We start from the raw sequence: 14,644 nt of genomic DNA, 5'->3' as shown, positions 1-14,644 counted from the left end.
CTTGCGGTTGTAAGGGGGGAAGTCCTTGTTAGGCCTGTTAGGAACGATATTTTTGATTCAGATTGTCTATGTCTCCTGCTTTACGCTGCGGATGATCTTGACTTTAAAAGGCCAGAAATATTTGGCTGCTTGCATCGCATTTGTTGAGATTACCATCTATGTACTTGGTTTGAACATGGTGCTTAAGTATTTGGATCAACCGATCAGCTTGATCGTCTATGCTGCTGGATATGGGCTTGGCGTGTTGACAGGTTCATGGATTGAAAACAAGCTGGCTCTTGGCTACGTCACACTGCGTGTTATCATTAACGATCCTCGCAGCACCCTGCCAAATCAACTTCGTGATCTGGGCTATGGGGTAACGACTTGGATGGGGTATGGACGCGATGGCGAACGCCTGATGCTCGAAGTGCTGGCTAGACGCAAAAACCAAGCAAAGCTGTATCAGACCATTGTCGGCATTGATCCCAAAGCATTCATTGTCACCTTCGAGCCAACACAATTCCATGGCGGATTCTGGACAAAAGCAAGCAAGCGTTAGGAGAAGCCTGCGCTGCTTGCCGATCATTCCTGTTACCATCTTTTTGATTGCATGCAGTATGATTGTTGTTAATTTCGATCAGCTAAATCGGATATTAGGGTTGACAAATATTCAAATATTTAATACCCTAGATATATGCTTAATTTTCTTTCGTTGTGAAGAAAAGCGGGGGAACCACGTTTTGGGGCGAATCACAGGCAAGCTGTGTAGGAAACCATCTTTTCCGAGTCCGTCAGCTAACCTCGTCAGCAGGAGATGGGTCATGTGAACATGTGGAATTGATGGCCTGAGTGACTCAGGCTTTTTCTATTCTTATAGACCCTAGCATCAAGGTGATTAGGATTTAATCATCTTCTTGTTAGGGTTTTTCTTTTTTGGACATAACAAAGCATAGGGAGTGGGTAGAACAGAGAATAGATGATTTTTTATACAAAAATGTGTTTAAAGTCTAAATAATGCGTGTAAAGGTAAATTAGACAAAAAACAGCAGTGGGGTGACTTGGCGAATGATTGAATTTCAACAGGTAAATAAGGTATATGATGACGGCTTCCAAGCCTTGAAGGATATCAATCTGACGATTAAAAAGGGAGAATTGACTGCATTTATCGGTCCGAGCGGCAGTGGTAAATCGACGACGATGAAGCTGATCAATCGACTTATCACACCTTCATCTGGAAAAGTATTGATTAACGGGGAAGACATTATGACGAAGAATCCCGTTGAGTTAAGACGCAATATCGGCTATGTGATTCAGAACGTAGGATTATTCCCGCATATGACGATCGGTAAAAACGTAGCCGTCATTCCTCACTTGAAAAAATGGGACCCTAAAAAGATTGAACCGCGTGTGGAAGAGTTGATGCGCATGGTGAATCTGGACCCAGAAGTATTCCGCGACCGCTATCCTTCCGAACTGAGCGGCGGGCAGCAGCAGCGTATTGGCGTTATTCGCGCTTTAGCTGCAGATCCCGATATTATTCTAATGGATGAGCCTTTTAGCGCACTTGACCCAATTAGCCGAGAGCAATTGCAGGATGAACTTATTCGTCTGCAGGAAGAATTGAATAAGACCATTATTTTTGTCACGCATGACATGGATGAAGCGATTAAAGTCGCGGATACGATTGTGTTAATGAAGGATGGAGAGATTGTTCAGACCGGTACACCAGAGAGCATTCTAAGGCATCCGGCCAATGACTTTGTGCGCACCTTTATCGGCCAGAAGCGTCTTGACGGGGATATGAATGATGGGATCGGCATTGATCCTGAATCGATTCGTGTCTCGACCGTTGACGAAGTGATGGTGACTCAGCCTGCTACGGTTACACCGAACCGTGGACTTGCTGAAGCGATTAAGATTATGTCCGGACGCAAGGTTGACAGCTTGTTTGTCGTCGATAAGCAGCGCAAGCTACTGGGCATTGTATCGATATATCGTCTCTTGAACCAATATGGCGAAGAGAACAAGACGGTGAAGGACATTATGCGGCCGATTGGATATCAGGTATCTCCAGGAACTTCGCTGCCAGAGGCTGTCGAGATTATGAGCAACGCCCGCTTAACCAATCTTGCGGTTGTAGACGATGATGGTCGCTTGGTCGGATTGCTCACGCGTGGTAGTATCGTTCAGCACTTGAACGAGGTCTATCCTACAATCGTTGAACAGTTCGCCTCGAACCTCGGAGAGGAGGCGTAAGCATGAGCATCCTTACTTTTCTACAAGAACGTGCAGGCGACATCGGCATCGCGCTGCAGGAGCACTTGATCATTACCGTGTCTTCTGTGCTGCTGGGCTGCATCATCTCCATTCCACTAGGCATTCTGCTTGTATACAATCGCTTCAAATGGCTGAACAGCGCCGTATTCTTTATCGCGAACCTGCTGCAGACCATTCCGAGCCTTGCGCTGCTGGCTATCCTGATTCCGCTGCTAGGCATTGGCTTGAAGCCCGCAATTATTGCTCTCTTCTTGTACTCCATTATGCCGATATTACGGAATACGTACGATGGCTTCCAATCTGTGGACCCAAGCGTGCTGGAGTCGGCTAGAGGGATTGGATATGATGCGAAGCAGCGGATCTTGAAGATTCAGCTGCCGCTGTCGCTACCCTATATCATGTCGGGCGTTCGTATTACGACCGTATACATTATCAGTTGGGCGACACTTGCTACCTTGATTGGTGCCGGCGGGCTGGGTCAACTGATCGTATCCGGACTTGGAACGAATAAATTGGAACTTATTATTACAGGTGCTCTAGGGGCTATTGTACTTGCCCTTCTCACAGATGCGCTGCTTGGTTGGGTGGAACGCATGTTGACCAAAAAATATGGACGCACCAGCTCAGCAACAACAGCCTAACAGAAGGAGAGGTATCGGAATATGACAAGACAACGAAGAACCCTTTCAGCCGGTATCATTGCCCTGTTGGTTGCGATGACGACGCTTATCTCGGGCTGCGGCGCAAGCAATCAGGTGATTATTGGGACGCAGACCTTTACAGAAACGAAGATCTTGGCTGAAATGTATAAAGGATTGATCGAGGATCGCACAGACATTAATGTCAAGGTGATTCCAGACCTTGCGGCGAGCCCGCTTATCTTAACGTCACTGCGCAAAGGAGAGCTTGATATCGGGACGCTCTACAGCGGCGAGATCTTCAACGGCTACTTCCCGATTGAAGAGACAAAGGATAGAGCTGAGGTGCTCAAGCAAGCGCAGGAAGGCTTCAAGAAGACCTTTGATCTAGAGTGGATGGACTCCTTAGGATTTGAAAATACGTATGCTTTTACGGTTCGCAGAGAACTGGCGGAGGAGAGAGGCTACAAGAAGATCTCGGACGTCGAAAAGGATGCGGACAATCTGCGCCTTGGCGTGGATACGACATGGCTGGAACGTCCTAGTGATGGCTACCCGGCATTCCAGCAAGCCTATGGCTTCAAGTTCAAGCAGGAGTTCCCTATGGAGCAAAGCTTGGTGTATCAAGCAGTATCCAATCAGCAGGTGGATATTGTGCTTGCGTACTCCACCGATCCGCGCCTGAAGGAATATGACCTGATTACGCTGGAGGATGACAAGAAGTTCTTCCCTCCATTTGATGCATCGCCGGTTATTCGTGGAGAAGCGCTGCAGGCGTATCCTGAGATTGAGCAGGTTATTCAAGAGCTGATCGGCAAGATCGATGCGAAGACCATGATTGAGCTCAGCTATCAGGTGGATATCGAGAAGAAAAGTGAGCGCGAAGTCGCCATCCAATACTTGAAGGATCAAGGGTACTTGACGAAGGAATAGTCAAGGGCTGGAAAGGAGGATCATATGGATTTTCAATGGACGCTATCAGATTTAATATCGTATATGAGCCGGAACTCCGGGATGCTATGGGAGTATTTCGTGTCACACGTCATTATGGTGCTAAGTGGCATTGGCCTAGCTATCGTGATTGGGATTCCGCTAGGGATTCTCGCTTCTCGCCATGAGAAGCTTGGCAAGGTGATCTTGACGATTACCAATATCCTGCAGGTTATCCCGAGCTTGGCTTTGCTTGTTCTGCTCATGCTGGCAATCGGACTTGGGGCGAAGACCGTTATTATCGGGCTGCTGTTCTATTCCTTGAACCCGATTGTAAGAAATACGTATGTTGGCTTGAAGCAGGTGAACCCAAGCTATATTGAAGCAGGCCGAGGCATTGGCATGAGTCCTCTCCAACTGCTCGTCAAGGTTCGGTTTCCGCTGTCGTTGACCTATATCATGTCAGGTCTTCGTGTTGCAGCTGTTATCGCGATCGGTGTGGTTACGATTGCCCCGCTCGTTGGCGGAGACGGACTTGGACGAGAGATCTATGCAGGGATCAATGGCCAGAACCCGCTTCGTATCTATGCAGGTGCGATTCCAGCTGCCCTGCTCGCTATCGTATCCGACATCGTGCTCGGTTACTTCCAGAAGAAGCTGAAGTTCGATGATCGCAAATCATCGAAGCGAACAGGCAAAGCGAGCAAGGCGACCACATGATGATTGCAAGTAAGCATAAGATAAAGTGAATAAAAGATACACAGCCCACACGTTCCTAATAGGACGGTGTGGGCTGTTCTTTGTCTATATGCTGTAAATTTAAGCGAATGAGACAAAAAGACATTGACAACGGTAATGATAATCATTATCATTCATAGATGAGCTAAACTATTTTTTTGACTGCTATGGTTACAACAGGAGGACACATACATGCTTGACAATGATCGTACAGCCCCTATTCGCAAATCACAATGGCTCTTGCTGAGCTTGCTCGTGCTTGCTTTGCTCGCATCGGCCTGCGGCAGCCCTAAGGAAGAGGGGAAGGATGCGACATCGAACCAACCACCTACCTCGGCTCAAGAGTCCTCGGGAGAGAACAAGACACATGAACCCAAGGTCATGAAGGATGCGATGGGGCATGAGGTGCACATTCCAGCGAACCCGTCTCATATTATTGCCTCCTATCTAGAGGATCACCTCGTTGCGCTGGGCGTGAAGCCTGTGGCGCAGTGGTCTGTGCCGAATGGCGTGCAGGATTATTTATCAGAAGGGCTGAATGGCGTCCCGACGATTCCCTATAATTTGCCGGTGGAAGAGGTGCTGAACCACGAACCGGATCTGTTGATTATTGGCGATGAAGCTTTGGTGCAGAACGGCTTGTATGACCAGTACGCGAAGATAGCGCCTACTTACGTGCTTGGATCAGAGACTGCGAAGGATTGGCGCAAGGCTTTGAAGACGATTGGAGACATTTTGGATCTATCAGATAAAGCGGAGCAGGTCCTGAAGGACTATGAGCAAAAGGCTGCGGCTACAAAGGAAAAGCTAAAACCGCTCGGGGAACGTTCAGCAGCTATTTTGTGGTTGACGAACAAGCAATTCTATCTGGTCGATGAGACGGTATCAAGCGGCACGGTATTGTATCAAGATCTTGGCATAAAGTCTCCGAATCTCATATCTGAGATTCCTGCTGCCTCTCGTGCAAGCTGGAACCCTATTTCGCTGGAGAAGCTTGCGATGCTGGATGCTGATGATATCTTCATCGTGAACAGTGATAAGGCTGCAGGGGCCGACGAGGTGACAAATACCGCTTTGTGGCAGAGCATTCCCGCTGTAAAGGCTGGACATGTGCATGAGATGGACCCGAAGGGCAGCTGGCTCTACAGCGGCGCTGTTGCGGGCTCCAAGGTAATGGATGATGTGATTGAGGCGCTGAAGCCTTAAGATATACGGTCAGAAGGTTAGATTATATTTCGTATATTTGTTGGTTAGAAACAAAGCTAACGGAAACAGGGGGAAACCGCTATGACACGCTTGATAACCTCAGCTTTAGATGTGGCATACGAAGAACGACTCATTGTAAAAGGGCTGAATCTATCCATTCCAACAGGCAAGATTACAGCATTAGTTGGTTCTAATGGTTCGGGCAAATCAACAATCCTTAAGACCATGGCAAGAATTATGAAGCCAAAGGCAGGCCAGGTGCTCTTGGATGGCAAGTCCATACACCAGCAGACGACAAAGGAAGTCGCCAGGCAGCTTGCAATTTTGCCTCAGAATCCAACTGCACCGGATGGGCTTACGGTGAAGGAACTGATCTCCTACGGTCGTTTCCCCTATCAAAAGGGCTTTGGCAATCTGAGCAAGCAGGATCACGAGGCGATTCAGAGCGCTATTGAAGTGACCGGATTGCTCGAATTTGCTGATCGAGCTGTCGATCATCTCTCGGGCGGACAGCGTCAAAGAGCATGGATTGCGATGGCGCTTGCTCAAGATACCGATATCTTGTTCCTTGATGAACCGACTACCTTCTTGGACATGGCTCACCAGCTCGAAGTGCTTAAGCTGCTGCAGAAGCTGAATGAAACAGAAGGACGGACCATTGTCATGGTTGTGCATGATCTCAATCATGCGACCCGCTACGCGCAGCATATGGTGTGCATCAAGCAGGGCAATGTTCTTGGAGAAGGCTCGCCGCAGGAGGTAATGACACCGGACTTGCTTCGGAACGTATTTGGCATTGAAGCGGATATCGTTCCAGATCCGCGCACAGGCGTGCCATTATGCTTGCCGTATGAGCTGACGCGCATGAGTCTCTGCGAGGAGAAGCAAGAGATGGAGGCTATGGCTCAAGTTGCGAGCACGATTGCTTAAGAACTGGACGCTCAGTTCAAACAGGATACATGACGATAAGAGGGACCCTGATCTTCATACGCAGGGCCCTTTTTTGTACAGCTACGAGTTATAAGCTTGTTCTTTCGGATTTGCTAACCTGTCGTGCATGCATCGACTTCATTGCTAATCTTGCAATGGGCTGTGCGATCAGCAGCTCTATCCAAAAGGCGATGCCAAAATTTCTTGGCCAGGTATGGAAAAATCGCTGAAACGGCAGCAGACTTATCGTTTTCGTACCCACCCAAGTCCCGATAATGGTAAGCAGAATGGATAAGACCGTGACATGCAATACGATGTTTAAGAGCACTCTCGCATTAAAGCCATCGCTTTGTCCCACGAATGCTGGCATTACTTTGTCCACGAGCGGTCCTGCAACCAAGGTAACCAACAATACAACAATCACCCACATAACAGGAATGATCTTCAACGTTTCGAGATACACCTCTCTACTGAAGCCACGTTCCAGCCCTACGATGAGCGGCGCAATGGTATTCACAGAAATGATGGAAACAATCAACAGAAACAGCGCGCCCTCTTTTGCATTTCTAGGCAATCTTGTTTCTGCTTGCACAGGTAAAGCCATTTCATACAACCCCTTTCTTCAAAACACCATGTTATTATATCGATGCTGTAAACCTCTACATAAGTGAACGAATTGTGAATTTTTTTTGTATGAGCACGATTAATTGTGTGAACACGATAGGCAGTAACCATATTCGTTCGATACGAAGATCTCCTTTTTCGTAAAATAGATGCTTATTTTGACCCAGAAGATCAGAAAGGGAATGACTGCTTTTCATCAAAATGTTTACCTAAGTAAAAATATTTGTATCTATACAAAATAATTTCAATCGTGTAATCTTGTAGGTGAAGTTGAATACAGGTAGAGGAGTGTTTCCAGATGAATTCATTTGCTTTGCCTAAGCTGTCCTATGCATACGATGAGCTTGAGCCTTACTTAGATGCCAGAACAATGGAGATTCACCACAGCAAGCATCATGCTGCATATGTGGACAACTTGAATAAGGCGCTGACAAGCTATCCTCAATTCCAGCATGCAACGATTGAAGAGTTGATCAGTCATTTGGAGGATCTGCCTGAAGATATTCGAATGGCTGTACGGAATCATGGCGGAGGACATTATGGGCACAGCCTGTATTGGTCTGTGATGAGTCCTAATGGGGGAGGTAAGCCTCATGGGGATATTGCCACAGGCATTGAAAAGCATTTTGGCAGCTTCGAGCAGCTAAAGGAAGACTTGACGAAGGCAGCTCTGAGCAGATTCGGTTCAGGCTGGGGATGGCTTGTCGTGAATGGGGACAAATTGGGGGTGATGAGTACACCCAACCAAGATACGCCCTTAATGGAGAATAAGACGCCGATCCTCGTCGTTGATGTCTGGGAGCATGCTTATTATTTGCAATTTCAGAACAAGAGACCAGACTTTGTGAATTCATGGTGGAATGTTGTCCATTGGGATGAGGTTAATCGATTATACAATGAAGCACATCCGTAATCGTTGAGCAGGCATTAGGAATAGCATTACTGAGGCAGTCGGGGGCACACGCTGCCTCCTTGGCTTCAACAGAAAAAATGACACATTCGTGTTAACCAAATAGAAAATAGGACCTTGCCGCTGCGGAAGTCTAGCAAAGCCTATAGAAGCTGGTTAGAAAAGGAGGGGGACAGCGATGAACATACTTACAGCTCCACTTCGTGAAACCTCAACGAAGCGGGAAATTCTGCTGCTGCTTAAGCGATATGGCTCCATGACGATTCAGGAAATGGCTGAACATTTAGGATTGACGGGTATGGCGATCCGGAGGCATGTGCAAGCCCTGCAGAAGGATCGGTACATTCAAATCTCGCTATTGCGCCAGCATGTAGGAAGACCGAAATATGTATACTACCTGACCGTTTTGGCAGAGCAGCTGTTTCCCACACAATACGATGCATTGTCACTAGATTTTATCGATGAGATCCATGTTTGCTTTGGTGATGCAGCAGTGGATACCTTGTTCTTGCGAAGAGCAGAGAAGCTTGAGCGGCAATATCGTTCGCGGATATCAGGGCAAGGGCTGGAGCAGCGTGCTGAACAGCTCGCAGTCATTCAGAATGAAGCAGGGTATATGGTCAAGCTCGATAAAGTAGATGAGGGTATCTTCGTGTTAGAGGAGAGCCATTGCCCAATCTATCAGGTGGCTTCTCGCTATCAGCAGGCATGCCGATGCGAGCTTGCGATGTTCTCCTCTTTGCTGGATGCGCATGTGGAGCGTAAGGAATGCATGGCTCAGGGAGGAACGAGATGCTGCTATTCGATTAGGGAAAAAAGAAGCGATGAGGCGGTGCGTGGTGGAACACAGTAAAAAGGATCCAAAATCCTTCATAGTCACGGACGATTATTTCATCGATCTCCTGACGGCATTAACCAACCTAAGTCCATATTGGATGAAACAACTCAAACAAGGAAGCATTAAGCTTCAATGGGCTGTTCAGATTGGAAGCAGGCTTGACCAAGAGCAGCAGCGCCGTTATATGGAATGGCTGCAGGATACCTTAGTGCCGGACAAATGGATGGGCAAAGTCCTGCATGCCTTCTCCATGAACATGCCTGAATGGGCTGTCCATCATGTGCTCCGTATTTATAAGCTTGAGGAGAAGACGAGAGCGGCCATCATTATGTATAACGACCTCATGGCATTGTATGAAGAGATCATTCTAAACTTCGAATATGAATTTCTAGAGGGAGGCTGGCCTGAGGAAGATGAGTTGCTGGAACAGATTCTTCATGGCGTAGAAAAGGAGCTTCAGTCGTTGGCAGATCAGGCTGGGGCGCATCATAAGAAGGATTATCGTGATTATGGGGACAGCTCCACGGATTCGTACGACCGCTTGGCCAGTCTACAAGGCTGCCCCTATCCAGTCCTGATCGGATTGAAGCCAGATGCAGGAGCGGAGCAGATTCGAGCTCAAAGCAGGCGCTTGCTGAAGAAGCTCCATCCTGATCATGGAGGAAGCGCCTGCTTGTTCGATCTTGTCAAAAAAGCATATGATACCTACTCGCAGCAGTAATGAGGACCTACAGGTCTTATGTGTTAATTGCGCATCTGCCTGCATCTCTCCATAATGCAGACGGCCCTTTTCATGCGTTACATCGGTTCTGGCAAGTAGGGTTCAAGCAGTTGAACATACTGCTCGTACTTGACCTTCCAGATGCCCATCCTGGATTCAAGCTGACGATGATCAAGAATGCATTTGATGGCATCAAGACAGACATGCCAGCCTGCAAGATCCTTCGGCGTATGGGCCGTTAACTCATTCAGCTTCTCCACGAGGACCAGCTTGCTTCTCCCTGCCACTTCTGCAAGCTCAAACCTGACTGAATCACTCCCCCATGCATATTCAAGTACCTGACCTGGTATACAGTCGAGAATCTCCATCTTCTCATGCGTACCATCCTGCATGTTAAAGAATATGGAACCTCCAATCTTAAGCTCCTGTACGCTAAGTTCATTAAACCATAAGGAGAGCTTCTCGTTGTTGGTCAGCATGTCCCATAATTCAGCAGGCTGCTGATTGTAATAGCGTTCAAATCTTGCCTGAAAGCCTTGGGGGAGAGCTGTAATCTTGGCTAAAGGCTGCTCCATGTCCATCCTCCTAATCCCATCGAAATTTACATAATGAATGGCCATTTATCTTATCAGAAAGATGGCTTTTTATTCAACTTCACCTTTATGATTTTTGGGGCATGTCGGAGGGATTAGCGCCTAAATATGTTGTTGCAAGGCTAACTTCCTTCAGCCCTTGATCCGATTGTTCCACAAAGTAAGCCGCGGCATGCAATCAAGCTTACGAAAAGCCTGATTTCGTTCGATATAGTTGTCTACATCCCCGCTTGATGTAGGAATAAAGCAGACGTTAGCTGTGGGACAGCCGACCTGTTCCAATACATATTGATCGAGCAGCGGATTGTCGGGCTCCATGGAGAATCCGCCGCCACCCATAGCAATATTTATGCCTCCATCCTTTCTTCCTGCCCCAATTGACTTTATGATAGAGAGAGCAGATGAAAGCTTGATCATACGCTGCGTGTTACGATTGGATCAACATCGCAGGCGGGAGTGAAGGAGGATACACATGAGTGCAAAGCTCTTATACATAGAAGATGAACAAGAAATTGGAGAATGGGTTAGTGCCTTCTTAAAGGAAAAAGGCTATGAGGTGGATTGGCTGAAGCATGGTGACCAAGCCATTCAAACAGCAGAAGCCAGCCAATTAGCGATTCTCGATGTGATGCTTCCGGGGCTCGATGGGTTTACCGTTGGCCAGCGGTTGAAGAAGGCTTATCCCGAGCTTCCAATTCTAATGCTGTCCGCAAGAACCTCGATTGATGATAAGCTGCAGGGCTTGGAATTTGCAGACGACTATTTGACGAAGCCCTTCCATCCAGAGGAGCTGGCTGCGAGAATTGAGGTGCTGCTCAGAAGGTCGTGCACAGCGGCACAAGAGGTGCTGTCCATTAAGCATTTGTCCGTGTATGAGCAAGAGAACCGCATTGTCAACCATGAGACGGAAGAAGAAATTATGCTGACGGGCAAGCAATTTCAGATCTTTAAATACCTGCTTCAGCATCAAGGACGCGTAATGACTAAGGAGCAGATCTATGAGTCTGTGTGGGGGGAGACTTATCTGGACGGCGATAAGACGTTGATGGTCCACATTCGTTATTTGCGTGAAAAAATTGAGCGCGACCCCGCCTCGCCCGAAATCATCGAGACCGTGCGCGGACTCGGCTATCGGGTGAAAGCATGAAGAGAAATGTTGCCAACAGACGCTTTCGCAATAGTCTAACATCCAAGTATTTGTTGATCATTGGAATCGCCATGCTGTTTATGCCAATCATTTTCCCGATGGCCTCGATCTTATATTGGTTCATTAATGACGGCATCTGGCAGCCATCACCTAGTCTGAATGACAAATATCCGAATGGCACCGTGCTTGAGCAGATGTGGCATCAGGAAGCGAAGTCATTAGCAAGCGCTCCGCCAGAGCAGGTGGATAAGAGATTGCAGGCACTAAAGCAGGAGTATCCAGAAATGGCGATGTTCTGGGTGGATGATACCGATCAGACAAGGCTAATGCTGCCTGAGCAGGGGAAGCTTCCAAAGAAATGGACGCCAGCCGCTTCCATCCAATTCATGAAGGCTGCTTATAACAGCGACCCGTTTACCGTCGTTGCCTATATTGGCGATGATGAGAAGCTGGGCAAAGGCTTCATGGTGATGGAGCTTCCGAGAGCATATATCCGACCCAAGCAGATCCTTGCAAGCGATACGACCGTTTACACCGTGTTTGTATTCATCATGTCAGGGCTGTTCATTCTGATCTCCTGGCTGTTTTTTGCTAGGATTCGGAAGCGTCTCATTCGATTAAAGGAAGCGATGATCTCACCTGATCTCGATTCAGGCATCCCTCGATCTGTAATGATGACCAAGCCAGATGAAATCGGCCAGTTGGAGCAGGGCTATAATGATATGGTTGCTCAGCTGGAGCAAGGCCGTCGTCGCCAGCTGGAGGAAGAGGAATTGAGAAAGTCCTTGATCGCGAACCTATCTCATGACCTGCGCACCCCCCTTACCGTCATACGCGGGCATCTTCATGCGTTTGATGCAGAATCGCTTAGCCAGCAAGGCAAAGATTCAGTTGCACGAATTGAAACGAAGATCACCGATTTGAGCGAGCTTATCGATAACCTACTCTCCTACAGCCTGCTGACAAGCGGCAGAGTGGAGCTGAAACGGGAGGCGTGCGATGTGCTTCGCTTGGTCAAGGAAAGCGCGGCTGCTTGGTATCCGATCTGGGAGAAGGAGGGTATAGAAGCGGATATCGACTTGCAGAATGAGCCGCTGATATGGCAGATTGATGCGCTGTGGTTTAGACGAGTGCTCGATAATTTGTTTCAAAATGTCGTTCGCCACGCACGCTCAGGCTGCTATATTGGCATCCATACCGAGACGCGGGAACATGATCATGAAGTATGCCTTTTAATCACAGACCGTGGTCCAGGCTTGTCCCGTGCCTCCAGCAGCAAGGGGACGGGCATCGGTCTTGCTGTCGTAGAGATGCTTACAAAGGAAATGGGGCTTAATTGCACGATTGTGAGTTCAGAGTCTGGAACGGCTGTAAAGCTAACTCGTTCTAGCTGATCAGCATGATTTTTTTAAAGCAAATTTAAACTTGAGGCTGAGCTTCATTTAACCTTGGGCAGGTAGGATAAGTCCTGAGGTGATGAAGGTGAGCGCATTTGTGATCCAAACGAAAAATTTAACGAAAACCTATAAAAAACAAGCAGCCGTGAAAAATGTGAATCTAGAGATTCAAAAAGGAGATATTTACGGCTTCCTTGGACCAAACGGAGCAGGCAAGACGACAACCATTCGGATGCTGCTGGGCTTAATCCAACCGACTCGGGGATCCATTGAGCTGTTTGGCAAGGAGCTTAAGAAGAATAAGATGGACATTTTGCGCCGGACGGGCTCTTTAGTCGAATATCCATCGTATTATGGACATTTGAGTGCTGTTGAGAATCTGGAAGCGATCCGCCGAATTACAGGTGGCCCAGTAGCACGCATCGCAGAGGTGCTCGATATCGTGCAGCTTACGAAGGATGCTAAGCGAGCTGTAAAAGGGTATTCGCTTGGCATGAAGCAGCGGCTCGGCATTGCTGCAGCGCTGCTCAACAACCCGGAGCTGCTGATTCTAGATGAGCCGACTAATGGGCTTGATCCTTCTGGCATTCAGGAGATCCGTGAGCTGATCAAAAATATGCCTCGCCAGTTCGGGATTACGGTATTGGTATCCAGTCATTTGCTCAGCGAGGTGGAGCAGATGGCGGAGAAGGTGGGCATTATTCGAGAAGGGGAGCTGGTGTTCCAGGGCCGTATGGAGGAACTCGTGTCCAAGGCCTCCAGCGGGTTCCGTCTGGCCGTGTCCGAGCCAGAGGAAGCGATGGGACGAGTGCTGGACATGGGCTTAGATGGGCGAATTAAAGGGCAGCTGCTTGAGCTTGGCCCGTTAACGGATGCTCAGATTGCGAAGCTCGTCCGTCATCTGGTGGAGCAGCAGCACGACATCTATCGCGTTGAAGAAAAGCGCAAGTCGCTGGAGGATATCTTCATGCAGATGGTCGGGGAGGGAAGCGCATCATGATGCTGCGTGCACTGTCCAGCGACTGGCTGAAGATACGAGGCAAAGGCATTTGGTTTCTTGCCGCACTAGGCCCGCTTGGGCTTGTCGCGATGCAGGGCTTGAATTTTGGCCTTCGCTATGACTATTTGATGAAGCAGTATGCTGCAGATCCATGGGGCGGCCTGCTTCAAAATATATTGAGCTTTGTGCCCATCGCACTCTTCCTAGGCTGTACGCTTATCTGTTCGTTAATGGCCAACGTCGAGCATCAGTTAAGCTCATGGAAGCAGCTGCTGGCGCTTCCCATTTCGCGAACAGCCGTCTACAGCGCGAAGTTCACGCTTGCCGTTATCATCTTGCTTGTATCCTGTCTGCTGCTCTCTGCTGGGACAGCAGGCCTTGGCTTAGTACTTCAGCTTGAACGGTCTGAGATGCCGATTGCAGATGTGCTTCGCATTGGAGTCGCGCCGTTTATCGCGTCGCTCCCCCTGCTGGCGCTTCAGCTGTGGCTTTCGCTTACGACCAAGAATCAGGGTCTTCCTGTAGCGATTGGACTAACAGTCTCTGTCCTGTCCGTATTTTCATATAAACTGCATGATGCCATTCCGCTGAAATGGCCACTGCTTGCTTATACGGGCCCAGGCGCGCTTCAAGTTATTGCTGGAGGCGCTATACTCGGTGCATGCATCGTGGGTCTTGGCCTTATTCATTTCAATAGAAGGGACGTGGATTGA

General features: G+C 48.3%; 16 protein-coding genes, 1 pseudogene and 1 riboswitch. Of the genes and pseudogenes, 14 read left to right on the top strand and 3 right to left on the bottom strand.

All coding sequences use genetic code 11. The features are described from left to right. The first annotated feature begins 25 nt into the window (after positions 1-25). The 7 genes from B9Y93_RS09300 to B9Y93_RS09270 all read left to right on the top strand — a co-directional run bounded on the left by B9Y93_RS09300 (position 26) and on the right by B9Y93_RS09270 (position 6,701). The gene (locus tag B9Y93_RS09300; RefSeq protein WP_085494150.1) at positions 26-541 is read left to right on the top strand and encodes a DUF2179 domain-containing protein; all 516 of its coding nucleotides are present in this window, start codon (positions 26-28) and stop codon (positions 539-541) included. A 126-nt stretch (positions 542-667) separates the two neighbouring features. After that, positions 668-807: riboswitch (cyclic di-AMP (ydaO/yuaA leader) on the top strand. 240 nt (positions 808-1,047) lie between these two features. Continuing rightward, positions 1,048-2,238: an ABC transporter ATP-binding protein gene (locus tag B9Y93_RS09295; RefSeq protein ID WP_085494149.1), complete on the top strand. Its 1,191-nt coding sequence runs from the start codon at positions 1,048-1,050 to the stop codon at positions 2,236-2,238. Between the two features lie 2 nt (positions 2,239-2,240). Beyond that, positions 2,241-2,900: an ABC transporter permease gene (locus B9Y93_RS09290; protein WP_085494148.1), complete on the top strand. Its 660-nt coding sequence runs from the start codon at positions 2,241-2,243 to the stop codon at positions 2,898-2,900. Positions 2,901-2,921: 21 nt separating this feature from the next. Further along, a complete protein-coding gene (locus tag B9Y93_RS09285; RefSeq protein ID WP_085494147.1) occupies positions 2,922-3,830 on the top strand; it encodes a glycine betaine ABC transporter substrate-binding protein in 909 nt (302 codons plus the stop codon). A 24-nt stretch (positions 3,831-3,854) separates the two neighbouring features. Further along, positions 3,855-4,547, top strand: a complete 693-nt coding sequence (locus B9Y93_RS09280) for an ABC transporter permease (protein ID WP_085494146.1) — start codon at positions 3,855-3,857, stop codon at positions 4,545-4,547. Positions 4,548-4,757: 210 nt separating this feature from the next. Then, on the top strand, positions 4,758-5,771 hold the full coding sequence (locus tag B9Y93_RS09275) for an ABC transporter substrate-binding protein (protein WP_085494145.1): 1,014 nt from the start codon (positions 4,758-4,760) through the stop codon (positions 5,769-5,771). 81 nt (positions 5,772-5,852) lie between these two features. After that, on the top strand, positions 5,853-6,701 hold the full coding sequence (locus B9Y93_RS09270) for an ABC transporter ATP-binding protein (protein ID WP_085494144.1): 849 nt from the start codon (positions 5,853-5,855) through the stop codon (positions 6,699-6,701). Positions 6,702-6,789: 88 nt separating this feature from the next. On the opposite strand, the gene B9Y93_RS09265 is transcribed toward B9Y93_RS09270, so the two are convergent. Then, positions 6,790-7,305, bottom strand: a complete 516-nt coding sequence (locus B9Y93_RS09265; RefSeq protein WP_085494143.1) for a hypothetical protein — start codon at positions 7,303-7,305, stop codon at positions 6,790-6,792. A 318-nt stretch (positions 7,306-7,623) separates the two neighbouring features. Between B9Y93_RS09265 and B9Y93_RS09260 the strand changes: the two genes are divergently transcribed. From B9Y93_RS09260 to B9Y93_RS09250, 3 genes are all read left to right on the top strand, one after another. Then, complete coding sequence (locus B9Y93_RS09260) at positions 7,624-8,238, top strand: superoxide dismutase (protein ID WP_085494142.1); 615 nt, start codon at positions 7,624-7,626, stop codon at positions 8,236-8,238. 175 nt (positions 8,239-8,413) lie between these two features. Beyond that, on the top strand, positions 8,414-9,088 hold the full coding sequence (locus B9Y93_RS09255) for a helix-turn-helix transcriptional regulator (RefSeq protein WP_085494141.1): 675 nt from the start codon (positions 8,414-8,416) through the stop codon (positions 9,086-9,088). Next, a complete protein-coding gene (locus B9Y93_RS09250) occupies positions 9,075-9,794 on the top strand; it encodes a J domain-containing protein (RefSeq protein ID WP_085494140.1) in 720 nt (239 codons plus the stop codon). The genes B9Y93_RS09255 and B9Y93_RS09250 overlap by 14 nt, the downstream gene beginning before the upstream one ends. A 77-nt stretch (positions 9,795-9,871) precedes the next feature. Here the strand turns inward: B9Y93_RS09250 and B9Y93_RS09245 are convergent, their stop codons facing one another. Both B9Y93_RS09245 and B9Y93_RS24845 read right to left on the bottom strand, forming a co-directional pair. Next, positions 9,872-10,369, bottom strand: a complete 498-nt coding sequence (locus B9Y93_RS09245) for an SRPBCC family protein (RefSeq protein WP_085494139.1) — start codon at positions 10,367-10,369, stop codon at positions 9,872-9,874. A 186-nt stretch (positions 10,370-10,555) separates the two neighbouring features. Continuing rightward, a pseudogene (locus tag B9Y93_RS24845) lies at positions 10,556-10,726 on the bottom strand (Type 1 glutamine amidotransferase-like domain-containing protein); the annotation flags it as partial. Positions 10,727-10,859: 133 nt separating this feature from the next. Between B9Y93_RS24845 and B9Y93_RS09235 the strand changes: the two are divergent. The 4 genes from B9Y93_RS09235 to B9Y93_RS09220 all read left to right on the top strand — a co-directional run bounded on the left by B9Y93_RS09235 (position 10,860) and on the right by B9Y93_RS09220 (position 14,644). Further along, complete coding sequence (locus tag B9Y93_RS09235) at positions 10,860-11,534, top strand: response regulator transcription factor (RefSeq protein WP_085494137.1); 675 nt, start codon at positions 10,860-10,862, stop codon at positions 11,532-11,534. Further along, complete coding sequence (locus tag B9Y93_RS09230; RefSeq protein ID WP_085494136.1) at positions 11,531-12,928, top strand: HAMP domain-containing sensor histidine kinase; 1,398 nt, start codon at positions 11,531-11,533, stop codon at positions 12,926-12,928. Before B9Y93_RS09235 ends, B9Y93_RS09230 begins: the two co-directional genes overlap by 4 nt. A gap of 82 nt (positions 12,929-13,010) precedes the next feature. Then, on the top strand, positions 13,011-13,931 hold the full coding sequence (locus tag B9Y93_RS09225) for an ABC transporter ATP-binding protein (RefSeq protein WP_370738967.1): 921 nt from the start codon (positions 13,011-13,013) through the stop codon (positions 13,929-13,931). Next, entirely contained in the window at positions 13,928-14,644 is a 717-nt protein-coding gene (locus B9Y93_RS09220; protein ID WP_085494135.1) for an ABC transporter permease, read from the top strand. The genes B9Y93_RS09225 and B9Y93_RS09220 overlap by 4 nt, the downstream gene beginning before the upstream one ends.

The organism is Paenibacillus aquistagni (assembly GCF_900177815.1).
Taxonomy (GTDB): Bacteria; Bacillota; Bacilli; order Paenibacillales; family Paenibacillaceae; genus Paenibacillus_B; species Paenibacillus_B aquistagni.
The sequence above is the reverse complement of the archived record's forward strand: the minus strand, read 5'-3'. Positions and strand labels throughout refer to the sequence as shown.